This is a genomic window from Roseateles sp. GW821-FHT02E12 (genome assembly GCF_059421665.1).
Map to the genome: position 1 here is coordinate 605,535 of NZ_JBWKVK010000003.1, position 25,097 is coordinate 630,631.

Annotated in this window: 33 protein-coding genes, 1 tRNA gene and 1 pseudogene; 15 read left to right on the top strand and 20 right to left on the bottom strand. The window is 65.5% G+C overall.

The window, feature by feature from the left end; all coding sequences use genetic code 11:
* The first annotated feature begins 42 nt into the window (after window positions 1–42).
* Window positions 43–348: a hypothetical protein gene (locus AC07V5_RS20705; RefSeq protein WP_495117593.1), complete on the top strand. Its 306-nt coding sequence runs from the start codon at window positions 43–45 to the stop codon at window positions 346–348.
* 32 nt (window positions 349–380) lie between these two features.
* Here AC07V5_RS20705 and AC07V5_RS20710 read toward each other — a convergent pair whose 3' ends face one another.
* From AC07V5_RS20710 to AC07V5_RS20720, 3 genes are read right to left on the bottom strand one after another with little or no spacing between them, the layout of a single operon-like run.
* Complete coding sequence (locus AC07V5_RS20710) at window positions 381–1,469, bottom strand: protein-glutamate methylesterase/protein-glutamine glutaminase (protein WP_495117594.1); 1,089 nt, start codon at window positions 1,467–1,469, stop codon at window positions 381–383.
* A gap of 10 nt (window positions 1,470–1,479) precedes the next feature.
* Window positions 1,480–2,145, bottom strand: coding sequence for a chemoreceptor glutamine deamidase CheD (gene cheD / locus AC07V5_RS20715; RefSeq protein ID WP_495117595.1), 666 nt, complete (start codon window positions 2,143–2,145; stop codon window positions 1,480–1,482).
* Window positions 2,146–2,147: 2 nt separating this feature from the next.
* Window positions 2,148–2,999 carry a CheR family methyltransferase gene (locus tag AC07V5_RS20720; protein WP_495117596.1) on the bottom strand — a complete coding sequence of 284 codons (852 nt, stop codon included), beginning with the start codon at window positions 2,997–2,999 and terminating at the stop codon, window positions 2,148–2,150.
* Between the two features lie 222 nt (window positions 3,000–3,221).
* On the opposite strand from AC07V5_RS20720, the gene AC07V5_RS20725 reads away from it, so the two are divergent.
* Genes AC07V5_RS20725 through AC07V5_RS20735 form a run of 3 tightly spaced genes read left to right on the top strand, consistent with a single transcriptional unit; the run spans window position 3,222 to window position 5,123 of the window.
* Complete coding sequence (locus tag AC07V5_RS20725) at window positions 3,222–3,947, top strand: GGDEF domain-containing protein (protein WP_495117597.1); 726 nt, start codon at window positions 3,222–3,224, stop codon at window positions 3,945–3,947.
* A complete protein-coding gene (locus AC07V5_RS20730) occupies window positions 3,944–4,741 on the top strand; it encodes a MinD/ParA family protein (protein ID WP_495117598.1) in 798 nt (265 codons plus the stop codon). Before AC07V5_RS20725 ends, AC07V5_RS20730 begins: the two co-directional genes overlap by 4 nt.
* On the top strand, window positions 4,734–5,123 hold the full coding sequence (locus tag AC07V5_RS20735) for a group II truncated hemoglobin (protein WP_495117599.1): 390 nt from the start codon (window positions 4,734–4,736) through the stop codon (window positions 5,121–5,123). The genes AC07V5_RS20730 and AC07V5_RS20735 overlap by 8 nt, the downstream gene beginning before the upstream one ends.
* Window positions 5,124–5,136: 13 nt before the next feature.
* On the opposite strand, the gene AC07V5_RS20740 is transcribed toward AC07V5_RS20735, so the two are convergent.
* From AC07V5_RS20740 to radC, 3 genes are all read right to left on the bottom strand, one after another.
* Window positions 5,137–5,781 (bottom strand): hypothetical protein, encoded by a 645-nt coding sequence (locus AC07V5_RS20740; protein ID WP_495117600.1) that lies wholly within the window; start codon window positions 5,779–5,781, stop codon window positions 5,137–5,139.
* Between the two features lie 152 nt (window positions 5,782–5,933).
* A complete protein-coding gene (locus AC07V5_RS20745; protein WP_495117601.1) occupies window positions 5,934–6,578 on the bottom strand; it encodes a Smr/MutS family protein in 645 nt (214 codons plus the stop codon).
* 73 nt (window positions 6,579–6,651) lie between these two features.
* Entirely contained in the window at window positions 6,652–7,326 is a 675-nt protein-coding gene (gene radC, locus AC07V5_RS20750) for a RadC family protein (protein WP_495117602.1), read from the bottom strand.
* A 41-nt stretch (window positions 7,327–7,367) separates the two neighbouring features.
* Between radC and AC07V5_RS20755 the strand changes: the two genes are divergently transcribed.
* The 5 genes from AC07V5_RS20755 to AC07V5_RS20775 all read left to right on the top strand — a co-directional run bounded on the left by AC07V5_RS20755 (window position 7,368) and on the right by AC07V5_RS20775 (window position 11,051).
* Complete coding sequence (locus tag AC07V5_RS20755; RefSeq protein ID WP_495117603.1) at window positions 7,368–7,811, top strand: FKBP-type peptidyl-prolyl cis-trans isomerase; 444 nt, start codon at window positions 7,368–7,370, stop codon at window positions 7,809–7,811.
* Window positions 7,811–8,788 carry a 4-hydroxy-3-methylbut-2-enyl diphosphate reductase gene (ispH, locus tag AC07V5_RS20760; protein WP_495117604.1) on the top strand — a complete coding sequence of 326 codons (978 nt, stop codon included), beginning with the start codon at window positions 7,811–7,813 and terminating at the stop codon, window positions 8,786–8,788. The genes AC07V5_RS20755 and ispH overlap by 1 nt, the downstream gene beginning before the upstream one ends.
* Before the next feature lie 74 nt (window positions 8,789–8,862).
* On the top strand, window positions 8,863–10,158 hold the full coding sequence (gene serS / locus AC07V5_RS20765) for a serine--tRNA ligase (protein ID WP_495117605.1): 1,296 nt from the start codon (window positions 8,863–8,865) through the stop codon (window positions 10,156–10,158).
* Window positions 10,159–10,205: 47 nt separating this feature from the next.
* Window positions 10,206–10,293, top strand: a tRNA-Ser gene (locus AC07V5_RS20770).
* A gap of 191 nt (window positions 10,294–10,484) precedes the next feature.
* On the top strand, window positions 10,485–11,051 hold the full coding sequence (locus AC07V5_RS20775; RefSeq protein WP_495117606.1) for a hypothetical protein: 567 nt from the start codon (window positions 10,485–10,487) through the stop codon (window positions 11,049–11,051).
* A gap of 338 nt (window positions 11,052–11,389) precedes the next feature.
* Here AC07V5_RS20775 and AC07V5_RS20780 read toward each other — a convergent pair whose 3' ends face one another.
* From AC07V5_RS20780 to AC07V5_RS20795, 4 genes are read right to left on the bottom strand one after another with little or no spacing between them, the layout of a single operon-like run.
* Window positions 11,390–12,460: a tyrosine-type recombinase/integrase gene (locus AC07V5_RS20780; RefSeq protein ID WP_495117607.1), complete on the bottom strand. Its 1,071-nt coding sequence runs from the start codon at window positions 12,458–12,460 to the stop codon at window positions 11,390–11,392.
* A gap of 38 nt (window positions 12,461–12,498) precedes the next feature.
* Entirely contained in the window at window positions 12,499–12,753 is a 255-nt protein-coding gene (locus tag AC07V5_RS20785; protein WP_495117608.1) for a DUF4224 domain-containing protein, read from the bottom strand.
* Window positions 12,750–12,938 carry a hypothetical protein gene (locus tag AC07V5_RS20790; protein ID WP_495117609.1) on the bottom strand — a complete coding sequence of 63 codons (189 nt, stop codon included), beginning with the start codon at window positions 12,936–12,938 and terminating at the stop codon, window positions 12,750–12,752. Before AC07V5_RS20790 ends, AC07V5_RS20785 begins: the two co-directional genes overlap by 4 nt.
* Before the next feature lie 20 nt (window positions 12,939–12,958).
* Entirely contained in the window at window positions 12,959–13,393 is a 435-nt protein-coding gene (locus tag AC07V5_RS20795; protein WP_495117610.1) for an ASCH domain-containing protein, read from the bottom strand.
* Between the two features lie 32 nt (window positions 13,394–13,425).
* Here AC07V5_RS20795 and AC07V5_RS20800 point away from each other — a divergent pair, with 32 nt between their 5' ends.
* Window positions 13,426–14,004: a hypothetical protein gene (locus AC07V5_RS20800; protein WP_495117611.1), complete on the top strand. Its 579-nt coding sequence runs from the start codon at window positions 13,426–13,428 to the stop codon at window positions 14,002–14,004.
* 11 nt (window positions 14,005–14,015) lie between these two features.
* Here the strand turns inward: AC07V5_RS20800 and AC07V5_RS20805 are convergent, their stop codons facing one another.
* Both AC07V5_RS20805 and AC07V5_RS20810 read right to left on the bottom strand, forming a co-directional pair.
* Window positions 14,016–14,396, bottom strand: a complete 381-nt coding sequence (locus AC07V5_RS20805; protein WP_495117612.1) for an H-NS histone family protein — start codon at window positions 14,394–14,396, stop codon at window positions 14,016–14,018.
* Window positions 14,397–14,509: 113 nt separating this feature from the next.
* A pseudogene (locus AC07V5_RS20810) lies at window positions 14,510–14,581 on the bottom strand (hypothetical protein); the annotation flags it as partial.
* Between the two features lie 76 nt (window positions 14,582–14,657).
* On the opposite strand from AC07V5_RS20810, the gene AC07V5_RS20815 reads away from it, so the two are divergent.
* Both AC07V5_RS20815 and AC07V5_RS20820 read left to right on the top strand, forming a co-directional pair.
* Complete coding sequence (locus AC07V5_RS20815) at window positions 14,658–15,038, top strand: DUF4376 domain-containing protein (protein WP_495118019.1); 381 nt, start codon at window positions 14,658–14,660, stop codon at window positions 15,036–15,038.
* Between the two features lie 61 nt (window positions 15,039–15,099).
* The gene (locus tag AC07V5_RS20820; RefSeq protein ID WP_495117613.1) at window positions 15,100–15,435 is read left to right on the top strand and encodes a hypothetical protein; all 336 of its coding nucleotides are present in this window, start codon (window positions 15,100–15,102) and stop codon (window positions 15,433–15,435) included.
* Between the two features lie 57 nt (window positions 15,436–15,492).
* Here the strand turns inward: AC07V5_RS20820 and AC07V5_RS20825 are convergent, their stop codons facing one another.
* The 6 genes from AC07V5_RS20825 to AC07V5_RS20850 all read right to left on the bottom strand — a co-directional run bounded on the left by AC07V5_RS20825 (window position 15,493) and on the right by AC07V5_RS20850 (window position 20,678).
* Window positions 15,493–16,377, bottom strand: coding sequence for a hypothetical protein (locus AC07V5_RS20825; RefSeq protein ID WP_495117614.1), 885 nt, complete (start codon window positions 16,375–16,377; stop codon window positions 15,493–15,495).
* Window positions 16,378–16,568: 191 nt separating this feature from the next.
* Window positions 16,569–17,204, bottom strand: coding sequence for a PEP-CTERM sorting domain-containing protein (locus AC07V5_RS20830; protein ID WP_495117615.1), 636 nt, complete (start codon window positions 17,202–17,204; stop codon window positions 16,569–16,571).
* 237 nt (window positions 17,205–17,441) lie between these two features.
* Window positions 17,442–17,924 (bottom strand): hypothetical protein, encoded by a 483-nt coding sequence (locus AC07V5_RS20835; protein ID WP_495117616.1) that lies wholly within the window; start codon window positions 17,922–17,924, stop codon window positions 17,442–17,444.
* Entirely contained in the window at window positions 17,924–18,742 is an 819-nt protein-coding gene (locus AC07V5_RS20840) for a hypothetical protein (protein ID WP_495117617.1), read from the bottom strand. The genes AC07V5_RS20835 and AC07V5_RS20840 overlap by 1 nt, the downstream gene beginning before the upstream one ends.
* Window positions 18,743–18,857: 115 nt before the next feature.
* On the bottom strand, window positions 18,858–19,283 hold the full coding sequence (locus AC07V5_RS20845) for a hypothetical protein (protein ID WP_495117618.1): 426 nt from the start codon (window positions 19,281–19,283) through the stop codon (window positions 18,858–18,860).
* 168 nt (window positions 19,284–19,451) lie between these two features.
* The gene (locus AC07V5_RS20850; RefSeq protein ID WP_495117619.1) at window positions 19,452–20,678 is read right to left on the bottom strand and encodes an SUMF1/EgtB/PvdO family nonheme iron enzyme; all 1,227 of its coding nucleotides are present in this window, start codon (window positions 20,676–20,678) and stop codon (window positions 19,452–19,454) included.
* Between the two features lie 68 nt (window positions 20,679–20,746).
* On the opposite strand from AC07V5_RS20850, the gene AC07V5_RS20855 reads away from it, so the two are divergent.
* Window positions 20,747–22,063 (top strand): M48 family metalloprotease, encoded by a 1,317-nt coding sequence (locus AC07V5_RS20855; RefSeq protein ID WP_495117620.1) that lies wholly within the window; start codon window positions 20,747–20,749, stop codon window positions 22,061–22,063.
* Between the two features lie 14 nt (window positions 22,064–22,077).
* Here the strand turns inward: AC07V5_RS20855 and AC07V5_RS20860 are convergent, their stop codons facing one another.
* Window positions 22,078–22,932 carry a cupin domain-containing protein gene (locus AC07V5_RS20860; RefSeq protein WP_495117621.1) on the bottom strand — a complete coding sequence of 285 codons (855 nt, stop codon included), beginning with the start codon at window positions 22,930–22,932 and terminating at the stop codon, window positions 22,078–22,080.
* A gap of 99 nt (window positions 22,933–23,031) precedes the next feature.
* On the opposite strand from AC07V5_RS20860, the gene AC07V5_RS20865 reads away from it, so the two are divergent.
* Both AC07V5_RS20865 and AC07V5_RS20870 read left to right on the top strand, forming a co-directional pair.
* On the top strand, window positions 23,032–23,580 hold the full coding sequence (locus AC07V5_RS20865) for a carboxymuconolactone decarboxylase family protein (RefSeq protein WP_495117622.1): 549 nt from the start codon (window positions 23,032–23,034) through the stop codon (window positions 23,578–23,580).
* Window positions 23,581–23,611: 31 nt separating this feature from the next.
* Entirely contained in the window at window positions 23,612–24,313 is a 702-nt protein-coding gene (locus AC07V5_RS20870; RefSeq protein ID WP_495117623.1) for a glutamine amidotransferase, read from the top strand.
* Here the strand turns inward: AC07V5_RS20870 and AC07V5_RS20875 are convergent.
* Entirely contained in the window at window positions 24,293–25,036 is a 744-nt protein-coding gene (locus AC07V5_RS20875; protein WP_495117624.1) for a LuxR C-terminal-related transcriptional regulator, read from the bottom strand. The two genes, AC07V5_RS20870 and AC07V5_RS20875, sit on opposite strands and share 21 nt — an antisense overlap.
* Window positions 25,037–25,097 lie beyond the last annotated feature (61 nt).

Consider the following 25,097-nt stretch of genomic DNA (forward strand, 5'->3'; position numbering starts at 1 on the left):
GCGCTGGATGCATAGCATAACCAGCACTTGAAGGAGAACACCATGAACACCCTGCCTCGCTGGATTGCCTTTGCATCGTTCGCCGCCGTGCTCGTGCTGGCCACCACGGCCGCCCGCGCGTTCACGGATTCGAACGCCGAGCTGAAGGAGGCGGCTGCTGATCGCTCGGCCCGTGTCGTCATCGTCGGCAAGGCAGAAAGGCCGGTACAGACGGCCTGGGTGCCGCAGTCGGCCAAGTCGCTGGAAGGCTTCAAGCCCGTCTTCCCCGAGGACCGCGTGGCGGCCGCGCGCAACCGCGCGCCGTTGCTGGCCAAGGCCGAGGTGCCGGCCGGCGCCGGGAAGCGCTGACCCGAGTTTGACCCGACGTTGAACCGACGCCGCTAGACGCGGTTCAGCGAGATGCCCGATGTTGCGCGCAGGCGCTCCAGCACCTTGGTGGCGATCTGGTTCAGCGGCAGCACCTCGTCCGCCGCGCCGGCCGCGATGGCCTCGCGCGGCATGCCGAAGACGACGCAGCTCGCTTCGTCCTGGCAGTAGTTGTAGGCGCCGGCATCCTTCATGACCTTCATGGCCTTGGCCCCGTCGGCGCCCATGCCAGTCAGCATGATGCCGATGGCGTTCGGGCCGACCACCTTGGCTGCCGACAGGAACAGCGCCTCGACCGACGGCTTGTGCCGGTTGATCGGCTCACCGTCCTGCACGCGGGCGATGTAGTTCGCGCCGCTGCGTTCGATGCTCAGGTGCATGCCACCCGGCGCGATGTAGCCGTGGCCGGGCAGGATGCGCTCGCCGTCCTGCGCTTCCTTCACGCGGATCTTGCACAGGCCGTCCAGCCGCGTCGCATAGCTCTTGGTGAAGCCGGGCGGCATGTGCTGGGTGATGACGACGGCCGGGCTGTCGGCCGGCAGGTTGACGAGCACGTCCTTGGTCGCCTCGGTGCCGCCGGTGGAGGCGCCGATGAAGATGATCTTTTCGGTCGACGCCCTGCCCAGGCTGGCCATCGTGACGGCCTTGACCGGCGCCGGGGCCGCGCTGCCTGGAGCGGGCGGCGGCGGCGCGCGGCGGATGTGGGCCTTGGACGCGATGCGGATCTTGTCCGTGATGTCCTGTGCCAGCTGGCGGATGCCGTCGGCGACGCCAATCTTGGGCTTGGCGACGAAGTCGATGGCGCCCAGCTCCAGCGCCTTCAGCGTGACCTCGGCACCGCGCTCGGTCAGCGTGGACACCATCACGACGGGCATGGGCCGCAGCCGCATCAGGCGGGACAGGAAGTCCAGCCCGTCCATGCGGGGCATCTCGACATCCAGCGTGATGACGTCGGGGTTCAGGTTGCGGATCATCTCGCGGGCCACCAGCGGATCGGCGGCCGCGCCGATGCACTCCATGTCGGCCTGGCGGTTGATGATCTCGGTGAGGATGGAGCGCACGAGCGCCGAATCGTCCACCACCACGACCTTGGTCTTGGCCATGGATATCTCCTTAGAACAGATCGATGGAGCCGCCGCTGCTGGCGACCGGCTGCACCTTCTGGATCGCCGCCCTGTCCTGTTGGACCAGGGCGTCAGTATTCGTCGGCGCCAGGCGCTTGACCATGGCTTTGCCGCTCGCTGGCAGGAAGCACACCTTGCGGGGATACACGTCCATCACGTCCTTGGACACGATGGGGATGCGCTCCAGCTTCAGGAAATCGATGACGAAGTTGGTGTTGCGCTCGCCGACGTTGATGGAGTTCATGCCGGAGATGACGGCGCCGCCGCCGAAGATCTTGGCCTCCATGCGCGCCTTGCTGGCACCGCGCTTCATCATCTCGTTGATGAGCAATTCCATCGCGAAGGAGCCGTAGCGGCCCGAGTCGCCGTTGCCCTCGGGCAGCATGAAGTGGTTCATGCCGCCCACCTTGGCGACGCGGTCCCACAGGCAGGCGGCGATGCAGGAGCCCAGCGTCGTCATGACGAGCAGGTCTTCCTGGTCGACGAAGTACTCGCCCGGCAGGATCTTGACGGCCGCGTTCTTGAAGTGGGCGTCGTAGAAGAAGAAGGAGGCTTCGCCCTGCTTGCGGGGCTGGGCCTTGAGATGGGCCACCTTCGCCACGGCGACCGGGTTGCCGAGACCGATGACGGGCGAGGAGGTGAGAGGAGTGCTCATGCTCAGACCCGTTCGTAAATCGTCTTGCCGCGCAGCTTGAACAGGTCGCGCGATTCGGTGAAGTTTTCGGAATGGCCCACGAAGAGCAGGCCGCCCGGCCGCATGTGGCGGTGGATGCGCTCCAGCACCTTGCGTTGGGTGGGTGCATCGAAGTAGATCATCACGTTGCGGCAGAACACCATGTTGAACGGGTCGCCGAGTTGCCACTGCTGATCCATCAGGTTCAGCGCGCGGAACTCCACCCAGCGCTGCAGCTCGGGCTTGACGCGGATCTTGCCGGAGTTGGCGCCCGTGCCGCGCATGAAGAAGTTCTTCAGCCGCGTCGCATCCAGGCCGCGCGCGTCGGCGTTGTAGACGCCGCGCTTGGCCGTGGCCAGCACGTTGGTGTCGATGTCGCTGGACACCAGCTGCACCGAGGCGCTCGCCCCCAGCGCTTCGCTGCAGGTCATCAGGATGGAGTAGGGCTCCTCGCCCGTGGAGGCGGCGCAGCACCAGATGCGCACGCCCTTGCCGACGAAGGGCTTGAGGTCGTCCTTGAGCGCGTGGAAGTGGTGGTCCTCGCGAAAGAAGGAGGTCAGGTTGGTCGTCAGGCAGTTGACGAATTCCTGCCACTCGGCGGCGCCCGACGGACCAGTCGAGGCCTCCAGCCACTGCAGATAACTCCCGAAGCTCTTGTGGCCCGTTTCACGCAGGCGGCGTGAGAGCCGGCTGTAGACCATCGCATGCTTGCCGTCATGCAGGCTGATGCCCGCATGCTTGTAGATCAGCTCTCGCACACGATCGAAGTCGGCCTTGCTGAAGCTGAATTCGTGATCGAGGGATTCCGTGCCGGAGGCGAGGTCGGGTGCGGGCATGTCGAAAATCAGATTTGTTGGTGCTCGCAGCAGTTCTGGCGTTGGCGCGCCGATTCTGCACCGCAGGCGGTTTGTACGGCCTGGGTGCGGTCCAGCATAGTGCAAACAGGCCTCAGGAACGTGCCTGTTTCACGACCTGGACACGCAGGCGCCGCTGCTAGACTGCCCCGAAACCACAATCCCAGTCACCCGCAGCGCCTGCCTCAACCTTTGGAACATCGCTTGCCCGACCCCAATCTGATTGATGCCGCAACGCTCGATCTGGATCAGGCCCTGCAATTGCTGCAGCAGGCCGGGGCTTTGCTCCCGGACGAGGCGCCCTTCAGCGCCCCTTGGCTGCAGGCCGTGCTGGATGCACTGTGCGATCTTTCCAGCAAGGACGCCTTGACCGGCCTCGTCAACCGCCGCAGCTTCGAGATGGCCCTGGCCCGCGAGGTCGACCGCGTCGCCCGCTCCGGTGAGGCGGCCCTGCTGCTGATGCTGGACATCGACCACTTCAAGGCGGTCAACGACACCCACGGCCACGGCGCTGGCGACCAAGTGATCCGCGCAGTGGCCCGCGCCGTCGAGCAGACGGTGCGGCCGATGGATCTCGTGGCCCGCGTGGGTGGCGAGGAGTTCGCCATCATCCTGCCTAACTGCGCCTCGCATGTCGGTCTGGCCGTTGCCGAGCGCGTGCGTGAGCGCGTGTCCGAACTCAACATCGAGGTCGGACCCGGCCAGATGCTCAACGTCACGGTCAGCCTCGGCGGCGCCTTCGCGCCGCAGTGGGTGCGATCGTCGCCGCTGCTGTGGACGGAGCGATCCGACCGCCAGCTCTACCGCGCCAAGGCCGAAGGCCGCAACCGCGCCTGCCTTGAACCCCAGATCGAATCCCTGGTCAGCGCCGAAGAAAAGGGCATGTTGTTTGCCACCCTGAATCTCGAAACGCAACAGGACAGCCCATGAGCACGACCATCGATCCTGCTGCTCCGCGTCCGACGCGCTCCGGCGCCCGCACCCTCGCTGTCACCAGCGGCAAGGGTGGCGTCGGCAAGACCTTCGTTACCGCCAACCTCGCTGCGGCCCTGGCTGCACGCGGCCAGAAGGTGTTGGTGCTGGACGCCGATCTCGGCCTCGCCAACCTCGACGTGGTGCTCAACCTGCACCCCAAGCTGACGCTGCACGACGTCTTCACCGAGAAGGCCACGCTGGAGCAGGCCATCCTGCCCGCGCCGGGCGGCTTCTCCGTGCTGCTGGCCGGCTCGGGCATGGTGGAGTACTCGCGCCTCACACCCGAGGTGCGCGACAAGCTGCTGCACATCGTCGACCTCGTCAAGCCGCGCTTCGATTGGGTGCTGCTGGACACCGGTGCCGGCATCTCCGACGTCGTGCTGTTTGCCATCTCGCTCGCGCAGGACGTTCTCGTCGTCGCCACGCCCGAACCCACCTCGCTGACCGATGCCTACGCCACCATCAAGGTGCTGGCCACGCAGCAGGACCGCCGCCAGGTGGGCCTGCTCGTCAACCAAGCCAATCGCGTCGGCGAGGGTAAGTTGATCTGCGGCCAGTTGCAGCAGGTGCTGCAGCGCTTCGTCGGCCCGACGCCGGGGCAGCCCTTCAGGCTCGAGCTCTATGGCGAGATCAAGGCCGACCAGGCCGTGCGTCAGGCGGTGCTCAAGCGCCAGCTGATGCTTGAGCACTACCCGGGCTGCGACGCCGCCCAGGCCATCAAGGCACTCGCCTCCAAGCTCCTTGCCTGACCCGACCCCCGAGACTGCGTTCGAGTGGATAGGCGGCGAGGCGCGCGTGCGCGAACTCGTCGACCGCTTCTACGACCTGATGGACCTGGAGCCCGGCTATGCCCGGCTGCGCGCCGCCCATGGCGACTCGCTCGATTCGGCACGCGACAAGCTGTTCTGGTTCCTGTGCGGCTGGCTCGGTGGGCCGGACTTCTACATCGACCGCTTCGGCCACCCGCGCTTGAAGGCGCGGCACATGCCGTTTCGCATCGGCATCGCCGAGCGCGACGAGTGGCTGGCCTGCATGGGCCAGGCCATGCAGGAGACCGGGGTGGACCCGGCCCTGCAGGCCCGGTTGGCCGAGTCCTTTGCAGGAACGGCCGACTGGATGAGAAACGTCTAGGGCCTGTCGGCCCTCAGTCGAGTCGGAACGCGAAGTCCTGCTGGAAAACCGCATCGCCCTGGCACTGGTAGCCGGCGAGAGCGGATTCCACCGAGCGTTGCAGCGAACGCTTGGTCTTGCCGTCCAGGGCGCCCTGGGCCACGCGGAAGTCGGTGCCGACAACGCGGCCGCCGCGCACCGTGGCAATCACTTGCAGCACCGCTTCGCCAGCCCAGTTGACGGCGGGAACGTCCGGCTTGGGCATCACGGAACAGACAGCGCCGGGTGCCTTGATCGCCGGCTCGGACTTGGCCAGTGTGGGCGGCTGCACGGTCGTGCCCGTGCCTGTCGAGCTGCCAGCAGAAACCACGGTTTCGCCGGGTCGCTGCTCGGTGACGACCAGCGTCGGGGTCTCTTCCTTCCAGGTGGGCAGCGGCGGCACCTCCGGCTTGACGCTGATCAGCGTGGGCTGTTCCGCCTTCTTGGTCTCCACGGGTTGCTGCTCCGGCGGCTTTTCCTTGATGGGCGGCAGCAGGATGGTAGCTTCGTGCTGCCTTGGGGGCGTCTTCATCAGCCCAGTGCTCAGCGCGTAGATCGCGGCCAGGTGGATGGCAACGACCAGACCGATGCCTACATAGCTCTTGGGCTGGGGCGCACGATCGGAAAAGGTATGGGACATGGGCTCTCCTCGTTGGGCTGCGGAAACCGGATGTCGCGCTGATGGCGGCTTGAGTCCAGACTACTCCGGGCCAACGCCACCGGTCAATGGCGTTATGCCCCGTCGCTGCCGCGCGACGTGCCAGCCGCGCGTCAGTCCCCGTCAGCGGCCCGTCAGGCCGTTCCCGTCAGCAGCACCATCAGCGCACCGGCGCCGCCATCGCTGGCGCGCGCCTGCACAAAGGCCAGCACCTCGTTCTTCTGCACTAGCCAGCGCCGCACGCGGCCCTTGAGTACTGGCTCGCGGCCCGGCGAGCCGTGGCCCTTGCCGTGCACCACGCGCACGCAGCGCAGGCCGCGCCGGGCGCTGTCGTGGATGAACTGGCCCAGCGCCTCGCGCGCGCCGTCGCGGCGCAGGCCGTGCAGGTCGAGCTGGGCCTGCAGTGACCAGTGGCCGCGGCGCAGCTTGCGCACGACCTCGACGGAGATGCCCTCACGGCGGAAGCTCAAGCTCTCATCCGTGTCGAGCAGCGTGTCGACGTCGATGTCGTCGGACAGCGCCTGCAGCAGCACGGCGCGCTCGTCGGCCTCACGCTGGCGCGGCTCGGGAGGCGGCGGTTCGATGTCGTGCAGCACGCGCTCGACGTGGCGCAGCGGGGTGATCGGGCCTACTGTGAGCTCGAAGACGCGCCGCTCCTGCTCCGCCAGTCGCAGCGCTGCCGCGAGCCGCTCGCGCTCCTGCTCAGCCGCGAGCCGCGCGATGGCCAGCTCGCGTGCCAGAGGCTTGAGGTCGGCGAAGCTGCGAATCAGCTTGCTCATGGGTGCACCCTTCGGCCTTCGGCCTGTCCCGCCAAGCGGGAGCGAGCTTGCTTGGGGCGGCCCGGCGCGGCGCTCACAGCAGCCCCCGCTCGGCAAACGAGACAACCTCACCCGCACCGACGATGAAATGGTCGACCACGCGCACGTCCACCAGCGCCAGCGCTTGGCTGAGGTGCTTGGTCAGCAGTTCGTCGGCGCGCGACGGCTCCGCCACGCCGCTCGGGTGGTTGTGCGCCAGGATGGCCGCGCCGGCGCCCAGGGCCAGCGCGCGCTTCACGACTTCCCGGGGGTGCACGGTCGTGGACGTCAGCGAGCCCTGGAACAGCGTCTCCATGGCGATCAGCCTGAGCTGCGCGTCGAGGAACAGCACGGCGAACACCTCGTGGCCCAGGCCGCCCAGGTGCAGGCGCAGATAGGTTTTGACCGTGTCGGCGTCGTTCATCGTCGACTTCTCGGTGAGTTGCTGGCTCAACGAGCGGCGCGCAATCTCCAGCACGGCGGCAATCTCGGCGCGCTTGGCCGGGCCCAGCCCCTTGACCTTGCCGAGGTCCTGCACGCTGGCTGCCAGCAGCCCCGCCCAGCCGCCGAAGCGGTCGAGCAGGCTCTGCGCCAGCTGCAGCACCGGCGCGCCTTGGATGCCCGTGCGCAGCAGCAGCGCCAGCAACTCCGCGTCCGCCAGCGCCTGCGGGCCGCGGGCAAGCAGCTTCTCGCGCGGGCGGGCGTCTGGGGGGAGATGGGTCAGCGGCATAAAATCGGCAGTCTAGCCAAGCGCTTCCCCACTTCTCTCGAATGAACCCCATCCAGGCCGGCTCTTTCCTCACGCTGCATTACCGGCTCTCGGGCCCGGACGGCGCCGACATCGTCAACACCTTCGACGACAAGCCCGCAACCCTGTCGCTGGGCGCGGGCCAGTTGTCACCCGCCATCGAGGCCCGCCTGATCGGCCTGCCCGAGGGCGCCCATGAGCGTTTCCAGCTCGCACCCGGGGAGGCCTTCGGCGAGCGCAACCCCGAGCTGCTGCAGCGCGTGAAGCTCACGCTGCTGCGCCAGCTGGGCGATCCGGACGAGGTCTACAACGTCGGCGACGTCGTTCAGTTCCCCGGCCCGGACGGACAGGGCGGCTATGCCGGCGTTGTGCGCGAGCTGGGCGGCGAGGCGTTGTTGTTCGATTTCAACCACCCGCTGGCCGGCCAGCCGGTGAGTTTTGAAGTCCAAGTGATCGGGGTGCTGTGATGAATGCTGTCGTGCATCCCCAGGAAGTGGTGCTGGCCGAGCCGCGAGGCTTCTGCGCCGGCGTGGACCGCGCCATCGAGATCGTCGAGCGCGCGTTGGTCAAGTTCGGCGCTCCCATCTATGTGCGCCACGAGATCGTGCACAACACCTACGTGGTCAACGACCTGAAGGCTCGCGGTGCGATCTTCATCGAGGACCTGGCCGACGTGCCGCCCGGCGCGACGCTGGTGTTCAGCGCGCACGGTGTCAGCCAGGAGGTGCGCCGCGAGGCCGCAGCGCGTGGCTTCAACGTCTTCGACGCGACCTGCCCGCTGGTGACCAAGGTGCACGTCGAGGTGGCCAAGCTGCACCGCGAGGGCTATGAGTTCATCATGATCGGCCACAAGGGCCACCCCGAGGTCGAGGGCACGATGGGCCAGCTGTCCGAGGGCATCTTCCTCGTCGAGGATGTCGAGGACGTCGCCAAGGTCCGGGTGAGCAATCAGAGCAAGCTCGCCGTCGTCACGCAGACGACGCTGAGCGTGGACGACGCGGCCGAGATCCTGGCCGAGGTGAAGCGCGTCTTCCCGCAGGTGCGCGAGCCCAAGCAGCAGGACATCTGCTACGCCACGCAGAACCGCCAGGACGCAGTCAAGCTGCTGGCGCCGCAGGTCGACGTGGTCATCGTCGTCGGCAGCCCCACCAGCTCCAACAGCAACCGCCTGCGCGAGCTGGCCGAACGCCTGGGCACGCCGGGCTACATGGTCGACGCGGCCGAAGACCTGAAGGCCGAGTGGCTGGAAGGCCGCACCCGCGTGGGCCTGACGGCCGGCGCTTCGGCCCCCGACGTGCTGGTGCAGGCCGTCATCGACCGGTTGCGCGCGCTGGGTGCCACGACGGTGCGCAGCCTGCCCGGGGTCGAGGAGCACGTGCGCTTCCCGCTGCCCATGGGCCTGGGCGACAAGTCCATGGCCGAGGTGAGTTCCTCACGATCTTGATGCCGGTGTCCTGTACATCCGGCGGCGCTGACATCGGCGCCGTTTTCGTATCCGATTTCTGAAGGTTGATACCCATGCTCGACATCACCCAGCTGCGCAAGGACCTCGATGCCGTCATCGAACGCCTGAACGCGCGCAAGACCCCGCAAACCTTCCTCGACGTGGAGCGCTTCAAGGCGTTCGAAGGCGAGCGCCGCTCGGTGCAGGTTCGCACCGAAGAGCTGCAGGCCCGCCGCAACGCGCTGTCCAAGCAGATCGGCATGGCCAAGGGCAAGGGCGAAGACGCCTCGGCGCTGATGGCCGAGGTCGGCGGCATTGCCGACGAACTGAAGGCCGGCGCCGAGCGCCTGGACGCCATCCAGGTCGAGCTGAACACGCTGCTGATGAGCGTGCCCAACCTGCCGGACGCCAGCGTGCCTGCAGGCGCGGATGAAACCGCCAACGTCGAAGTGCGCCGCTGGGGCACGCCGAAGTCCTTCGACTTCCCGGTCAAGGACCATGTCGACCTCGGCGCCCCGCTGGGCCTGGACTTCGAGATGGGCGCCAAGCTCTCGGGCTCGCGCTTCGCCTTCCTGAAAGGCCCGGCCGCCCGCCTGCACCGCGCGCTCGCCCAGTTCATGCTCGACGTGCAGACGACCGAGCACGGCTACACCGAGTGCTACACGCCCTACATCGTCAACCGCGAGATTCTTGAAGGCACCGGCCAACTGCCCAAGTTCAAGGAAGATATGTTCTGGGTGCTGCGCGGCGGCGACGAGGAGCAGGTCGAGCAGTACCTGATCTCCACCTCGGAAATCTCGCTGACCAACACCGTGCGCGAGAGCGTGATGAAGCCCGAGGACCTGCCCGTCAAGCTGACGGCCCACAGCCCCTGCTTCCGCTCGGAAGCCGGTTCTGCGGGCCGCGACACGCGCGGCCTGATCCGCCAGCACCAGTTCGACAAGGTCGAGATGGTGCGCATCGAGCTGCCCGAGAACAGCATGGCCGCGCTGGAAGAGATGACCGGCCACGCCGAAGCCGTGCTGCAAAAGCTCGGCCTGCCTTACCGCACCGTGCTGCTGTGCAGCGGCGACATGGGTTTCGGCTCGACCAAGACCTACGACCTCGAGGTGTGGCTGCCGGCGCAGAACACCTTCCGCGAGATCAGCTCCTGCTCGAACATGGGCGCTTTCCAGGCCCGTCGCATGCAGGCCCGTTTCAAGAACGCGCAGGGCAAGAACGAGTTCGTGCACACGCTGAACGGCTCGGGCCTGGCCGTTGGCCGGACCTTGGTTGCGGTGCTCGAGAACTACCAGAACGCCGACGGCAGCATCACGGTGCCGGAGGCGCTGAGGCCCTATCTGGGTGGTGTCGACACACTGCGCGGCTAAGCCCAAAAATCCTGGCTATAATGCTGGGCTCAGCTCGCACCAGATTCGGAGAGGTGGCAGAGTGGTTGAATGTACCTGACTCGAAATCAGGCGGACGGTAACGTCTCGGGGGTTCGAATCCCCCCCTCTCCTCCAAGAAAAATCCTTGTAAATCAAGGTCTTAGAAGCCCGCCCAGTGCGGGCTTTTTTGCGTCTGTGCGAGATCGTTTCCGCAATTTCCGCAAGTTCATTTCCGCATTGGGTTAAGTCTGACAATCACACGTGTGATTGCTGTGGCACACTAACTCGCACTGAGTAGCCGTACGGCCACCAGCCGAAACCAACACATGACCGCAGCTGCGCTCCCCTTCCGTATCTTTGACTTGGTGAAGAACCAGGCCGAAGCGAAGCCGTTGCAGCGCTTTGCGCGGGTGTTTTTCGCGTATCAGGCCATTCCCAATTTTCTAGCTGACCTTGCGGTTCGGCACTTTGAGAAGTCGTTCAACGATTTTGCATTGATGCTGTCCGACCGGACGCTGTCGATGGAGAGGATGGTTGAGAAGCTTGACGCGGAGCCGACTGCCGAACTTATCGACGAGGACGGTGAGCTAGGCGACCAACTGACAGCGACGATTGGGCGCCTGCGCGATTTGGCTGAGAAGATCCGGCCCGAAGGTATCAATGTCGACGGCGCGAGTCTGCAAGGTCGGCGTTGGAAGGTCCGGAAGTCGGTCGAACGCGTTCACCAAAGCGCGTTTGCTGCTGCTGCCGCAGCGGTCGATCTGCGCGCAGCCTTGGATTCGCACGACGCAAACGTTGAAGCCATTCGGCGCGCGCGGTCTGGGGCGCAATGCATTTTGGCCGCCTCCGACGCTGAGTTGTCTGATCAGCTTGATGCCGCCTGCAAGCGGTAATGCTCGAGGGGCGCGTGATTCGCGGTGTGTGCTGTGATTCGCACACATTTGCCAAGACGCTAGGGCGGATCAAGGATCCTAGGTTGCTTGAAGAGGTCAAAAGCAGTATTCGGTCGCTGCTAATGTGCAGCTTGGACTCGCCTCCTGCCAAGTTGCATCTTCATCAGCTGAAGTCCAAGACGGTTCCGTCGGTATTGCGCGAAGGCCATCAAGTGGCTCCGTGGACTTGTCACGTCACTTCGAATGACGCCTACAAAGCCAGTTTTACGCTGGAGGACGGTATGGCGTACCTCCGCAAAGTGGACGAGCACGACGCCATCGACAAGCGGCCCTAAGAGTCATCTCGTTGGGGAAACACGCTCGCCGCGGCGGCGGTAGACGCGCTTGGTAAGAGCCTCGCTGCTATGTGCCAGCAGCTTGGATGCATCGCCAATGCTCTCGATTTCACTGGCCGCTTTGGCGCGCGCGTCGCGGAACTGGAAGGCCTCGATTCGGCCGGCCAGGTCGGGGTCGCCATGAGCGCGCGCCGCCATAGCTGCAGCTGAGCGGGCGTCATTGAATCGGTCGCGCAGCGCGCCGATGCGGATGGCCTTGTGGTGCTCGTTGACGACGAAGCGGGTGGCGACGACCTTGCGCTTGAGCAGGCGGTCGATGAGCTGGCCCAGCTCGGAGCGCGTGCCGGTGGCCGCGTCGGTCAGCATGATGCGCAGCCGCTTCTTCGTCTTGCCCTGCTGGACCTGCAGGGCGTCGTCGACGATGTCGCGCGGCCCGAACTTGAGCATGTCGCTCGGGCGCTGGCCCGTCAGGTAGGCGAGGTCCATGGCGATCTGGAGCTCGTCCACACCGAGGTCGCGCACGGCGTGCCAGACCACGTCATCGGCATAGAAGTCGCGCGGTGTCTCCTTGTTCTTTGAGACGCCCTGCACGGGGTTGGGCGCGTTGGTGTAGCCCCATTCCCGCGCCTTGTTCCAGTAGTGGCTCAGCAACGCCAGCTCGCGGTTTGCAGCGACGGGCGCGGGCCTGCTCGGGACGATGTCGCCGCTGGCCAGCTTGCGGGCCTTGGTGCGCCGGCCGTCGCGGTACATGGCGATGTGGGCCGAGGTGATCTGCTCGAACTCGGCCCCGCGGAAGGCGGCTTGCAGGCGTTCGATTTCCTTGGTCTGCTCGCTGCGGGTCTTGACCGCCTTCGTTGGCATGATGTCGCGCTTGTACTTCGCCCAGGCCTGCGCCATGCGGGTGCTGCCACCGGCCGGCGTGGGCTTGCGCTCCAGCTCGGCCCACTTGGCTTTTGCGTTGGCCAGGTCGGTGCCGAGCGGGATTTCGCGGCGCTTGCCGTGTTCGTCGCGGCCGTCGTAGTAGTAGCCGACCCACACCTTGCCGCTCTTGAGCATGCGGCGGCGTTCCAGCATGCGCGGGGGCAGGTCTTTTCCGGTGGTGCGCGGGCGGTTCACTGGATGGCGCCGAAATTCAGCTGGAAGCCTTGCGGGTTGACGATGGTAGCCACGTCGACGCCTGAAAGCTTGAGGTTGGCATAGAGCCTCCCGACGACGGGCCGGCCGCCGCGGGTGAGCGTGTAGGCCCATCCGTTGAGCTTCAGCCAGTCAATCTGCAGCTTGTGCAGCTTGGCGTCGGTGAGGCCCTCCAGCTCGGTGTCGGTGAGCTGCAGCTCGTCGACGTGAGGGAGCGCGAGTAGGGTGGTCATTCCCGCTGCTTCGTGATGACGTGCATGACCGCGGCGTCGCCGAGCATGCGCACGCCGCTGGGTGTGGGGTCGTTCAGCGCCTTCTCCAGCGCCTGGCGCGCCTCGCGCTCGGCCCGCTTGTGCAACTGCTCGAAGGACTGCGCCGCTTCCCAGTCGCCGACGTAGACCTCGACCTTCAATGTCATGAAAACTGACGCGCCGACTTTCATGCGAGGCTCCCTTTAAGGCTTGGGGTAGGCAGGCCGGCGGCCGCGCGTGGCACGTCGAACCAGCGAGGGGCGGGGCCGCTGTGGGGCGGCGTGAATGGTGCGAAGGGCAGGGGCTGGGCGCCTGCCAGCGTCCAAGCGAAAGGGCCGCGGAAGAGGGGCGACGGGTGGTCGGTGACCACGCCGGTGAGCACGGCCATGCCGACGATGCCGCCACGGGGCACGCGGTCCTCCGCGCTGAAGGGCGGCACCTCGATGTGCAGCTGATCGAGGATCTGCGTGGCCAGCTCGCGATAGTCGCGCTGGAGCAGCTTCAGGCCTGAGCGAATCAGGAACTCGCCCCTGTAGTTGGTGGACCAGTCCAAGTTGGCCAGGCTGATGTAGCCGTTGACGATGAGCCAAGCCCAGGGCTGGCGGACGCTAACGCAGCGCATCAGGCGGCCTCACTGCCGGCAGAATCCGCTGCATGTATGACATCCTTGCGACCAGCGCCGTAGACCCAACGCCCGAGTTCTGCTTCGCAAAGATTCAATGGTGGGCGACGTGCATGACGAAGGCGGAATGGGCTGCCTGGGCCTCTGCACTCTTCACCTTCATTGCGATCGGAGGTGCTGTGGTGGCCGCCTACCTCCAAGTCAGAGCTATGCGCAGAGAGCGCATTGAGGCTGCGGCTGACGCAATCGGATTGCGCGCTCAAACGGTCCGACTGATGGCAACTCGGTTGAAGGAATTTTGCGATTGCTATCCACCGACCGATGGCGACACCCGTGTTCGACAGGGTCCCAACGAACTGCTCTTGAGTCAACTTCAAGAGTGCCATGACTGCATCCAAGGATGGCGTCTTGATGAGGCCATCCTTGCCGATGAAATGCTGTTGATTCAACAGGCGAAGTTCAATGCGCGCGCCGTCCAGGGCAACCTCCCTAACCCTCAGGACATCAGCATGACGAACGATTTGCACGCTCATCTTTGCAAGTGGGCAGATGATCTTGATGAGTTCGGTGACAAGATCTTTGGCCTTGCGGCAACGCATCTTGAGCGGTAGGACCCTCCTCGTCATACCGAGGTCCCTCTTAATGCGTAGTCAGTGAGCTTGCCGCCGCGTGCGATGGCGGCCTTGAGCCACTTGGGCTGCAGGCCGCGTCCGCTCCAGGTTTCGCCGGTGGTGGCGTTACGGTAGCGGGCGGTGGGCTTCTTGCCGCCCTTGGGTGCTTGCGCCGCGGTTGGTTCGGCGTCATCGGCAGCGGGCGGCAGGCCGGCGAGCTGTAACTGCTCCTCGACCACGGCGGCCGGCTCCGTGGCTTGCTCAGCGGCCTTGGGCCGGGGTTCGCTGGCCTGCAAGTTGAGCGGGTCCACGCCGTAGCTCTCGGCCATGGCCACGCGGCCGCTGTACAGGTCCCTGCCGGTTGGGCCGCAGTCGATTGCCAACAGCACCATGAGCAGGCTGAGCCGGCCTCGGCCTCCTCCAGCGGCGTCACGTCGCGGCGGGCGAGGTTCTCGTGAATCTGCGCGGTCGCTGCCTCGTCGTCGGTCATGGTGCGGACGATGGCGGGAATCATCTCCAGGCCGGCCAGGCGCGCGGCGCGGACGCGGCGGTGGCCGCAGACGATCTCGTGGGCCATCCCTGAGCCCAACGCCGAGATTCCCGACCGCTCGCAGTGGCCGCCGCGGCCGAGCGATGAGCACCAGCTGCACCTGGTGGACGGCGCGCTCTGCTGGATCGACCCGCGCACCCTCGCCGAGCTGCGCGCCGCCAAGTGGGAGCAGGTCAAGGCCGTGCGCGCGCAACTGCTGGGCGGCTCGTTCGATGCGCTGGGCCACAGCTTCGAGGTTGATCTGCAGAACCTGCCCGGCGCCGCGCTGGACGCCTTCATGGCCTTGCAGGCCGGCGAGGCCTACAGCCAGCCCTGGGTGCTGGCCGACAACAGCGTGATCGTGCTGGACGCTGCCCAGCAGATCGCCGTGGCCCGCGCCTGCAAGGCCTACGTCTCCGCCCTGTGGGCTATCAGCGTGCAGCTGCGCGCTGACATCGACGCCGCAGCCGACGCCGAGGCCATCGCCGCCATCGCCTGGCCCTAGCCCTCAAAGCTCGCGGCCGTCTCTCTGACCGTCCAGCCGTCTGGACAAACAAGGACTACCCATGACCGACTCCCTGACGCCGGATCAGCGCCGCGCCGTAGACGACATGCTCCAGGCCGCCCTCGTCCCGATCAATGAGCGCTTGGACCGAGGGGCCCAAAAGATGAGCGACCTGTCCGACGACGTGAGCGCGCTGCGCACCGAGCTGAAGGTCAACACCGACACCACGGTGGAGGTGCGCGAGCTGCTCGATATCGGCAAGGGTGGCTTGCGTGTGCTGGGCTGGATCGGCGCGGCCGCTCGATGGGTCGGTGGTATCGCCGGCGGACTGCTCGCGCTCTATGCACTCGTGCACGCGCTCAAGACCGGTAGTCCCGTGCCGCCTAGCAAGCCTTAGTCGGGGTGGGCGTCACGGGCGCTGACAGCTGCGAAAACCATTTGGTCGACGAAAGACCTACGCGGTGACTTCTTTCCGTGCCCTCTCGGTAACTTGTTGCCAGATCTCGTTGCCGTCCATCGGGCGCGATTTGAAGAGCAGGACACTTCCCGCCCACTCGATGTCCACCAGGTTGAGCGTATGAAGGCGGAGGAGAGTCAACCAAGCCGGTTCAAGGTCTTCCACGCCCTTGCCCGCCCAGTCGCGAACCGTAAATGGCAAGTGGTAAGCGAGCGTCTTGCAAGGCTCCATCCATTCTTCGGGTACGCCGTACTTGATCAGCAGCGTTAGACGCCGCCCCTCGATGACGTCGGCCCATTCGATTGGGCCCGGCTGGGCTGGGTGCCTCGATCTGATAACGGGCGCGCCCCAGCCGTCCGAGTGCGCAAGCTCTTTCTCCATGCTATCCAGCAGCGAGGTGCGAATGGCTAAGAGCGCTCCAGCGAAGGCCCATTTGAAATTCGCCGCGGACGCGTCTCCAAGCTTTTGTATTGACGCAAGCTCCGTGCTTCCCGCTGCGACAAGAGCAGCCGTTTCTTGTTTCAGAGCTGTGGCTTGTTCTGCACTAAGAATCGCCTTTCTTCTGATCCAGAGATCGAGCCAGTGGGTGCAGTTGTCCCACCACGCCGAAACTGCCGTCGAGCACCACGTCAGCCCGGGAACGATGACGATGTAGGCGATTGCACAAAGCGCGGGAAACCAATACAGCCTAGCGTTCGGGTTTGTAGCGGGGGCGTACAGCACGTTCTCGATGAACTCGAACTTTTTGGTGTACGGATCGCTGCTTGTCAGCACGAGCAGCAGCTTGTAGTTGATCACCAGCCAAGAAAGTCCAAAGGCAATCAACGTCGGGTTGCTGAAGCGCTGCGTTAGTGCATCCCAAATCTTGTCAAGCTTGTTCATCGCTCCTCCTCTGTTGTTCGGAACCCGGTTTGAGTCGCGTGTCGAGCTGGTGGCAGCCTTGCCGCGCCGTTCGCGCGCAGGGTCAGAAGCTCAGGGCAGGAACTGCCGCAAAGGCTCTGGCTGTGTGCTCCAAGGCGCTTCCCGCGGGAGCTCGTTTTCCTTCACGCGACATGCGGCGCTGGTGTAGCGCGTTAGCGCGCAGTCTTGCGTCGTCGAATCGCAGCCACGCCTGCCACTGCCACCAAGGCGAGCGCGCCGGGCTCGGGCACCGTGGACAAGGTGATGCTGTCCATCCACACGGCCGGAGATCCTCCGCCGTTCGTAAGCACCAGCCATTCGATGCCCTTCCACTCATCGCTGGTGAAGTCGTAGTCGCCTCGCGGAACATAGGTAGGGAAGGTGGCGACGCCACCCTTGGACGAGTAAACACTGAACCCAAAAGTGATCTGATCGCCGTTGGTTAGCGCGACCAGGTTCAAAAGGTCGAAGAGCGCTCCGGCCGAGTCGATATAGAGGAGCCCTGGTCGGTTCGGAGTTGCAAGCTGTCCGAGGTAGTTGCTGTTGAAGCTCGTGCCGCACCCGGATCGATCCCAACCAATGCCGGCACCATCGTCTAACGGAATGCTGGGCGAAGTGCCGTTGATGTGATCCACATGGCAGCTCGGAGAGAACCGAAAGCCGCCGATTGAAAAGTTGTCCGTGAAGTAAGTGCCGGGTGTGCCTAGCTGCGGAATCTCGTCGAAGCCAATCATTGTTGGTGCAGCTGTTGCGCCGCTCGATGCAGCGCCGACGATGGCCAGCAGCGCGGCCAAGATATGAACTTTCATCGATCCCCCTAGTTTGTTGGGGTGCGATGGTGGCACTGGTTCTTTGTGTGCTAACCCCTCTGTTCAGGGGGTGGGCTTCTTGATGTCGCGCAGGGTTTTTGGCTGGCTTGGTCTAGCCCTCCCGTGAGGGAGGCTCCGGTGCCTCCCTTGGTGGCAAGGCTGCCTACCCCTTCGTGCCGGTTGTGTTAATCACGCCAATGTTCTCGCCCACTGACTGGAAACCAGACTTCGGCCGTCTCAAGGCTGCCGAAGCTGCCCTTCGGGCGTTAGGACTGTGTCTAGTTCAGTCAGCAGCGCACGTGCCAGTTCAGCTAAGAACGTCCCATCGCCAAGCAGTTGCCTGCCGTCCTTCGGCGGTTCGTACCAGTAGCGCCACTCAACAAAAGTCAGGGTCGCAGCTTCGAGACGCCGCGAAAACTCATCTCCCGGAAACATGACTGGGCGGACGCGTTGCTGTACGTCGGCTGGCAGCTCGGCATAGAGCAGGTGAAGCTCGTGCATTCGCTTCTTGGGTTGCGCTGAGTGCAGAGTCAACAACGCCTTTATCCCTGTCTCGACCGCAAAGGCTAGGTTGACGATCATCGGCCCCGCCAGGATCGGCTGATTGGGCTGCCCGGGTATTGGCGGCGTCCAGCACCGTTGGTAGGCGAGGAAGAACGTATAGGAGGTGTTCCGAATGCGGTTCGCAAGCTGCACCGCTGCTGGGTCTTTTGTGATCATCAATCGCGCTGCACGAGGTTGAGTTCACCGCTGGAAAGCCTTTCAGCGAAGACCACCACGGGCTGGCGAGCATCCAGCATCAGGCTTGATTTGGCGATCTTCGTCCCCATAAAAACAGGGAACGGTTGGACGTGCGGTGCGGTGCTATCTGCTGGTGAGCGTTCATAGGTCTCGCTTGACAGGAACCCTTCCGTGCGCGAGTGATAGACGCCGGCGTACAGGCTATGAAAGCCGCCGAAGGAATTGATCGCTAGGTATCCTCGCCGGCGAATGCCTGGTTTCGGCTTGTCTATCTCATCCAATGCAGGCAATTGCACCAGGTGAAGAAGGGACAGCAGACAGAGTTCAATGTCTGGCCCGTGTTCGGTCAGCTTCCACGGGTCAGCCTCGCCCTTCTGCTCGGGCAGGTTGCTGACGAATGCGTGAGTAAGGGCCTGTGCCGACATCGTCTTGAGCGCGGGTGGCGAGTCTAGATGCACGGTTTTGGTCGAGGGGTCGACCTTGATGATCTTCTGCCCCCGCTTCATGGCTTCGAGAGACTTGACATACTCGGCGTCATAGCGCCGCACGTAGCTTCGGATTGCTCCCCGCTCCTTCATTTCAGGGTGCGCTATCGAGTGCGCGATGTCGAGCAGGTTGACGACGCCGGTCTGATATTCCCGTTGAACAGGCGTGCTCGGGCGGGGCGGTCGCTTGGCCTCTTCGCTCAGCTTTTCGCGGATGCCCAGTAGCAGTACCCGCACGTCGTGTTCATCGAACGTTCCATCACGCAGTTTGGTGAGGTGCTGTTTCAACAGGCTCTCGTGTTTTGGATTCATGGGGCGTGCGCTTCCTCCTGGCAAGTTGCAGCACTTTCGGCGGAATTTGCCATTGAGTGGTGCGGCAACACAGGCTCATATCCCTCAACAAGAGGACGCGTCAAATCAGCTGCATTCAGAACGGTACGTCCAGCAGAACCACACTGAGCGTGTCCAGTAGGCGCTCGGCCGTGCCCGGCGCGCCCACGTCGGCTACGTGCACGACCAGGCGCCGCCAGCGATCGCGACGCACATAGGGCACGCCGAGTGGCGGGGTGCTGAACAAGTAGCGCGTCGGCTTGCCCGACTCGTCGGCCATCACAGCCATGTCGAAGGCATCAGCGCTCACCACGCCCAGCGCGGTTTCATTGACGTGGGTGCCGGCAGCCTGCGTGCGCCGCGCTAGCTCGGCACCGGCATCCGCGGCCTCGACGACCTGACGGCGGTAGGCCAGGGCTTCGGTGGTCGCCACGGCGCGCATCCAGGCGCGGCGCGTGTCCGCGGTCAAGGCCAGCACATCGCCAGCGGCCTGGCGCTGCTCTGCCTGGCGCAGCAGCAGCAAGCGGGCCAGGTCGACAGGCCAGCCGCGTTCCAGCTACCTCGCTGCCCAGTTGGCCGGCCGCAAGCAGGCTGCGCAGCGGCAGCAGCACGAGCAGCAGGCACAGGACGAAGCGATGCATGGCCGGCACGTTGCCCGGGCTGCTTCAGCCAGGCTGAGCAGTGCAGAAGGTCAGGCGGCAATGACGCGGACAACGCGCAAGCCGATCATTGCGGCGCGGGCGGTCTCGGTCGCGCGCATGCGGGCGCTGGAGCGCAGCAGCAAGGCGCCGTCGCTCCAGCCGCCACCGCGCACCACACGCAGCGAGCCGTGGCCCTCCAGCGCCGGTGACCCGTCCAGCGGCGAGAAGTCGTGGTTGTCGTGCCAGAGGTCGGCTGTCCATTCGCGCACATTGCCGCGCATGTCGAACAGCCCGAAGGGGTTGGCTGGAAACTGGCCCGCCTCGACGGGCCCGGCATCGGCGCCGAAGCAGGCCTGCTCGCGCGTGATCTCGTCGCCCAGGTCGTAGCGCGCGCTGGAGCCGGCGCGGCAGGCGTATTCCCACTCGGATTCGGACGGCAGGCGGTAGGCCTCTCCCGTCAGCTTCGACAGCCGCTGCAGGAAGTCCTCGGCATCTTTGAACGACACATGGGTGGCCGGCTTGCGCGGATGGGCCTGGCGGTCCATGCCCGCCGGGGGCGCGCCGACGACGCGCGCATATTCGCTGGCGAGCACAGGAAAGACGCCGATGCCCAAAGGCCGCGGAATCTCCACCCGCTGCTGCGGCCGCTCGAACGACGACGCGTCCGGGTCCCCGAAAGGCGCGCCTCGCAAAAACGCGCCCGGCGCGATGACCCGCAGCACGGGCAGGCCTTCGGCATCGCGAAACGCCGTGCCCGTGGGCGTCGACGCATTCACGAACGCGCCGTCCACGACAGGCTCACCGGACGGCAACTCGGCGACGACCTCCCGATAGGGGTTGCTCTTCGTGACGGGCGATGCGCGGGTCAGCCGGCCATCGCCCGGCGGAGCGCTGGACAGATCCGAGATCCAGCTGAGGAACTTGCGCCAGTCGCGCGCCTGCACGTCGCCTTGCCAGGCCGTCAGGTTCACCGTCTGGCGCAGCGAGAAGGCGAGCGGGATGGCGCAGCTGCGCAGCAGCACCGGTACCAGCTTGCCGCGCTCGACGGCGAAATGCGCTTCGGTGCGCACCCAGTCGGATTTCACCGAGAGATCCGTCCACAGCACCACCACTGCGCCTGCAGCGGTGATCTCCCGCTCCAACTCGGCGTCCCAGGCATCGCGCGGCGTGAGGTGGTCGTCCCACCAGACAGTCAGGCCATCGCGCTGCAAGGCCTCGGCCACGCGCTGCGCGTCGCGAAAGTCTTCCTTCTTGTAGCTGATGAAAACGTCGGCCATGGCCAAAATTCCCCTCGCATGGATTGGGCAGCGGAACATACTCCCCTTCGCCACAGAGGAGGCGAGTCATGGCTCTCAACACTCAGCATATTGATGACGAGTTGTTCTTCGCCGTCGCGTATCCCCACCAGAAACGGCGCTTCTATCTCGCGCTGGTGTTCTCGGTGCTGCTATTCCCGCTGATCGCGGTTGCGATGGTGGCGGGCACCGTCTTCCTCATCGTGCCCTTCATCGCGCTGCTCATCTGGCTGGGCGCACGCAGTTTCTTCGCTTATCTGGTCGGGAATTCCGTGCTGGTTTCCAGCGTGAACTACCCGCGCGTGGCCGAGATGACCGAGCAGCTCAAGCAGGCCATCGGATACGACAAGCGCGTGTACGTCTTCGTCAATGAGAGTTCGAGCTTCAACGCCTTTCTCTCGTTCATGTTTTTCCGCCGCGCAATCTTCTTGAATTCGGAGATGCTGCAGCAGGGCATGAGCGATGAAGAGATTGGCTGGTTGATCGGCCGGTTCATCGGCTATCTGCGTGCGCGCCGGCAAGACGGTGTGCTGGGCATGCTGATTCGCGCGGCGAGTTACCTGGTTGTTTTCAATTTCTTCCTGCTGCCTTATGAGCGCGCGATGGTCTATACCGGCGACAGGCTGGCCACGACGGCCATCAAGGGCAATGTCTCGTGCGCCGTCTCGGCCATGCAGAAACTCTTCGTGGGGCGGGAGCTGGGTTATTCCATCAACCCGGAAGGCATCATCGAGCAGCAGCGCCTGATCCGTGGCACCTTCTTCGGCTTCGTCTCACGCATGGCCACGCCGTTCCCGCACATGACCTCGCGCTATGTCGACGTGATGGTGTTCGCGAAGGCGCATTTCCCTGAGCAGTTCGCGCGTTTCGACGCAGAGAACCCCGGCCTGCCCGTGGACCTGGGCGAACTGGGCGGCACGCGGCAGCCCTTGCCCGCCAAGAACGGCAAAGGCGGCGTGGGGCGCCCGCACGGCTGGGCCGTGGCAACCGCCACTTTCGCCTCCCTGGCGGCTCTCGTCGGTTTCATCCTGAAGTCTCCCGGCGTGGGTTCAGATCTGCTGGAGGCCTCCGCGCTTCAGACGCCACTGTTGTCGTCCAGCGCCGATGCGCCTGCCGCCGGCCCGATCCAGACCGACGCGCCGGCTGACGCCCCACCTGCTGCCGCTCAGGATGCTTCCCCCTCGGCAGCGGCGGCCGCCGCGGCTGATGCCGCTGCCGCTGCGGCCACGGCTCCTGCATTGCCGGAAGCGCCCCCGAATACCCACTTCGACGGGCAAGGGCGCCTGGCGCCCGATCCCGGGTGCACCTGGGCGTCCAACGAACCGCAAGACCTGCGCGTCGTCTGCGGGCAGTCGGGCGTGCGCTGACGGTACCCAGCGGCTCAAGGCTCGGCATTCAGCCAGGCCCGTGGCGACAAGCCGCCGTGCCGCTGCGCGAACAACCGGCTCAGCGCTGAGGCGTTGGCATAGCCCAGCTCCGCGGCCAGCGCCTTCAGCGGCTTGCCGGCGCGCAGCTCGCTGCGGGCGATGGCCAGACGCCAGCCGGCCAGGTAATCCGCGGGCGGCTGCCCCACAGCATCGCGAAACGCCTCGGCAAAGCGGGTACGCGACATGCCGGCTTCGGCGGCCATGGCAGCCAGGCTCCAGGTTTCGCCGGGTCGCGCATGCAGGGCCGTCAGCGCGCGGGCCAGGTTGGGGTGGCTCAACCCGCGCATCAGGCCCAGCGGCAGCGGGGCGTCGCGCTGGTCCAGCATCCAGCGCAGCAGTTGCAGCAGCAGCACCTCGAACAGCCGGTCCGCCAGCAGGCGCTGGCCGCAGCGCACGCGCTCGGCCTCGCCGAACAACAGCGTCAGCGTTGCGGCAATGCCGTCCACGCTGGCCAGCGGCAGCACGACCAGCGGCGGCAGGGCCTGCACCAGCGGGTGGCCGGCCTCGAAGTCCAGCGTGGCGCAGACGAAGTCCGAGCCTTCGGTGGGCGCGTTGTGGAAGTCGTGCGCCAGCGGCCGTGGGTAGAAAACGAGGCTGGGTTCGCGCACCCACAGGCGTTCGACGAGACCGGCCGCGGCGGCGTGCCTGACCTCCATTTCGCCGTTGCGCATCACGTGCAGGAAGCCGCGGCCGGGGCGCGCGTCGAAGTGGGTCACGCCGCACAGCGGCCCCGCGTGAAACAAGCTGGCGCGCACGCGAAAACGTTCGAACAGCGGGCTCAGTCGATCCAGCGGTGGGGCATCGGTCACGGGACGAATAGGTTGAATTGCTGAATTGGATGATACCTATCGTTCCGTCGACGGCGCGACAGTGAAGGCCTTCCTCCACTGCACCCGAAAGGTGAAACCATGACCTCCCGCCTTCCCCTCGTCTCCGCCAACGACACCCCCGCCGGCAGCCGCGCGTTGCTGGACGCCGTACACGGCGCCTTTGGCGCGACGCCCAACATGTTCCGCGCCGTCGCCAACTCGCCAGCCGCGTTGCAGGCCATGTGGGGCTTCTTTGGCGCCCTCGGTGGGGGCAGCATTCCGGCCAAGCTGGGCGAGCAGATCGCCGTTGCGGTGGCCGACCGCAACGCCTGCGAGTACTGCCTGGCCGCGCACACGGCGCTGGGCCGCAAAGCGGGCGCTTCTGGCGCCGAGATGAGTGCCGCCCAAGCCGGCGAGTCGGATGACCCGGCGACGGCCGCAGCCCTGCGCTTTGCGCTCAAGCTCGTCGAGCAGCGCGGCCAGGTCGGCGATGCCGATGTGGCGGCCTTGCGTGCCGCCGGCTTTGGCGATGGCCAGATCGTCGAGATCCTGGCCCATGTCGCGCTGAATCTGTTCACCAACTACGTGAACGTCGCTTTCGCAGTGCCGGTGGATTTCCCCGGCGTGAAGCTGCGTTCGGCGGCTTGAGGCTGAGGGTGGCGCAGCGATGATGTTGACCATGAAAAAGACTGCACTCGCGCTGCGCCATCTGGCCTTCGAAGACCTGGGTCTCATCGAGCCCTTGCTGCGCGAGCGCGGCTTTGAGGTTCGCTATCACGAGGCCGGTGTTGATGATTTCGACGCTGTCGACCTGGGCGCTGTCGATCTGCTGGTGGTGCTCGGCGGGCCGATCAGCGTCGAGGACGAAGCCAACTACCCCTGGCTGGTGGACGAGGTAGCCCTGGTGCGGCAGCGGCTGGATTCAGGCCGGCCGCTGCTTGGCATCTGCCTTGGCGCGCAGTTGATGGCGCGCGCCCTGGGAGCACGCGTAAAGCCCATGGGCGTCAAGGAGATCGGCTTTGTGCCGCTGACGCTGACCACCGCGGGGCAGGGCACGGTGCTCGCTGAGTTGGGCAGTCAGCCGGTGTTGCATTGGCATGGCGACCAGTTCGTGCTGCCGGCAGGGCTGGAATCGCTCGCGGCGACGGCTGTCTGCCCGAATCAGGCGTTCGCGCCGCACGCTCGGGCGCTGGCGCTGCAGTTCCACCCTGAGGTCGACCCGGCCCGTATCGAGCAATGGTTGATCGGCCATGGCGATGAACTCGTTGCCGCCGGCATCCCGCCGCAGGCGCTGCGCGATGCCGCCAAACAACAAGGCCCCGGACTTGCCGAGGCCTTGAGCCGGTTGATGCAGCGCTGGCTAGACCAGGCCCTGCTTTGACGCCAGCACCGCCGCTTCAGCGCGGCTGGACACGTTGAGCTTCTTGTAGATGCTCTTGATGTGGTCGTTGACGGTGAACCACTTGATGCCCATCAGGTTCGCGATCTCCTTGATCGTGAAGCCCTTGCTCAGGTAGGTCAGCACCTCGCTCTCGCGGGGCGTCAGGCGTTCCCACTCGGGTGGCGGGTCCAGCGCCACGCCGCGGCTGTTGGCGAAGGGCGCGTGCGACGTCGACAGCGTGCCGAAGCCGGAGTTCAGCGGCATCGTGCCGCTGTCGCTGGTGCTGGGGCGGAAGTGGGACAGCAGGCGGCGTGCGATCGCTGGAGACAGCGGCGGCTGGCCGCGCACGATGCGCTGCAGTTCTTCCACCAGCACCTCGAAGCGGTCTTCCTTGAGCAGGTAGCCGTCGGCGCCGCATTGCAGGGCGGGGAAGAGGTGGTCGTCGTCGGAGTACAGCGTCGTGACGATCTTGATCGCCGGCGAGCCGGCGAGTTCGGTCAGGAACTCCATGCCGTTGCCGTCGGGCAGTTCCAGGTCGACGAGGATGAGCTTGAAGCTGATTTCCGGGTTGCCACCGGACAGCTTGGCAACCTGCCGGCGTGCGTTCTCGAGATCACCGACCTCGGTGATCTCCATGGCGTCGCTGAAGCTCTCTCGCACCACCCGGCACAGGAAGCTGCGGGCAACAGGGTTGTCTTCGATGATGAGGACTTTGACGGTCATGGCACGTGGCGGGCAGCAGCTGTCGTTTCGACCGTCGAATGTAGCGCACCGCCCCCTAGAA

Excerpts from the sequence above, each read along its gene's own strand:
- AC07V5_RS20705 (WP_495117593.1), top strand. The coding sequence starts at position 43 with ATGAACACCCTGCCTCGCTGGATTGCCTTTGCATCGTTCGCCGCCGTG.
- AC07V5_RS20710 (WP_495117594.1), bottom strand. The coding sequence starts at position 1,469 with ATGGCCAAGACCAAGGTCGTGGTGGTGGACGATTCGGCGCTCGTGCGC.
- cheD (WP_495117595.1), bottom strand. The coding sequence starts at position 2,145 with ATGAGCACTCCTCTCACCTCCTCGCCCGTCATCGGTCTCGGCAACCCG.
- AC07V5_RS20720 (WP_495117596.1), bottom strand. The coding sequence starts at position 2,999 with ATGCCCGCACCCGACCTCGCCTCCGGCACGGAATCCCTCGATCACGAA.
- AC07V5_RS20730 (WP_495117598.1), top strand. The coding sequence starts at position 3,944 with ATGAGCACGACCATCGATCCTGCTGCTCCGCGTCCGACGCGCTCCGGC.
- AC07V5_RS20740 (WP_495117600.1), bottom strand. The coding sequence starts at position 5,781 with ATGTCCCATACCTTTTCCGATCGTGCGCCCCAGCCCAAGAGCTATGTA.
- AC07V5_RS20745 (WP_495117601.1), bottom strand. The coding sequence starts at position 6,578 with ATGAGCAAGCTGATTCGCAGCTTCGCCGACCTCAAGCCTCTGGCACGC.
- radC (WP_495117602.1), bottom strand. The coding sequence starts at position 7,326 with ATGCCGCTGACCCATCTCCCCCCAGACGCCCGCCCGCGCGAGAAGCTG.
- AC07V5_RS20755 (WP_495117603.1), top strand. The coding sequence starts at position 7,368 with ATGAACCCCATCCAGGCCGGCTCTTTCCTCACGCTGCATTACCGGCTC.
- ispH (WP_495117604.1), top strand. The coding sequence starts at position 7,811 with ATGAATGCTGTCGTGCATCCCCAGGAAGTGGTGCTGGCCGAGCCGCGA.
- serS (WP_495117605.1), top strand. The coding sequence starts at position 8,863 with ATGCTCGACATCACCCAGCTGCGCAAGGACCTCGATGCCGTCATCGAA.
- AC07V5_RS20775 (WP_495117606.1), top strand. The coding sequence starts at position 10,485 with ATGACCGCAGCTGCGCTCCCCTTCCGTATCTTTGACTTGGTGAAGAAC.
- AC07V5_RS20780 (WP_495117607.1), bottom strand. The coding sequence starts at position 12,460 with ATGCTGGAACGCCGCCGCATGCTCAAGAGCGGCAAGGTGTGGGTCGGC.
- AC07V5_RS20785 (WP_495117608.1), bottom strand. The coding sequence starts at position 12,753 with ATGACCACCCTACTCGCGCTCCCTCACGTCGACGAGCTGCAGCTCACC.
- AC07V5_RS20790 (WP_495117609.1), bottom strand. The coding sequence starts at position 12,938 with ATGACATTGAAGGTCGAGGTCTACGTCGGCGACTGGGAAGCGGCGCAG.
- AC07V5_RS20795 (WP_495117610.1), bottom strand. The coding sequence starts at position 13,393 with ATGCGCTGCGTTAGCGTCCGCCAGCCCTGGGCTTGGCTCATCGTCAAC.
- AC07V5_RS20800 (WP_495117611.1), top strand. The coding sequence starts at position 13,426 with ATGTATGACATCCTTGCGACCAGCGCCGTAGACCCAACGCCCGAGTTC.
- AC07V5_RS20805 (WP_495117612.1), bottom strand. The coding sequence starts at position 14,396 with ATGGTGCTGTTGGCAATCGACTGCGGCCCAACCGGCAGGGACCTGTAC.
- AC07V5_RS20820 (WP_495117613.1), top strand. The coding sequence starts at position 15,100 with ATGACCGACTCCCTGACGCCGGATCAGCGCCGCGCCGTAGACGACATG.
- AC07V5_RS20825 (WP_495117614.1), bottom strand. The coding sequence starts at position 16,377 with ATGAACAAGCTTGACAAGATTTGGGATGCACTAACGCAGCGCTTCAGC.
- AC07V5_RS20830 (WP_495117615.1), bottom strand. The coding sequence starts at position 17,204 with ATGAAAGTTCATATCTTGGCCGCGCTGCTGGCCATCGTCGGCGCTGCA.
- AC07V5_RS20835 (WP_495117616.1), bottom strand. The coding sequence starts at position 17,924 with ATGATCACAAAAGACCCAGCAGCGGTGCAGCTTGCGAACCGCATTCGG.
- AC07V5_RS20840 (WP_495117617.1), bottom strand. The coding sequence starts at position 18,742 with ATGAATCCAAAACACGAGAGCCTGTTGAAACAGCACCTCACCAAACTG.
- AC07V5_RS20850 (WP_495117619.1), bottom strand. The coding sequence starts at position 20,678 with ATGGCCGACGTTTTCATCAGCTACAAGAAGGAAGACTTTCGCGACGCG.
- AC07V5_RS20855 (WP_495117620.1), top strand. The coding sequence starts at position 20,747 with ATGGCTCTCAACACTCAGCATATTGATGACGAGTTGTTCTTCGCCGTC.
- AC07V5_RS20865 (WP_495117622.1), top strand. The coding sequence starts at position 23,032 with ATGACCTCCCGCCTTCCCCTCGTCTCCGCCAACGACACCCCCGCCGGC.
- AC07V5_RS20870 (WP_495117623.1), top strand. The coding sequence starts at position 23,612 with ATGAAAAAGACTGCACTCGCGCTGCGCCATCTGGCCTTCGAAGACCTG.
- AC07V5_RS20875 (WP_495117624.1), bottom strand. The coding sequence starts at position 25,036 with ATGACCGTCAAAGTCCTCATCATCGAAGACAACCCTGTTGCCCGCAGC.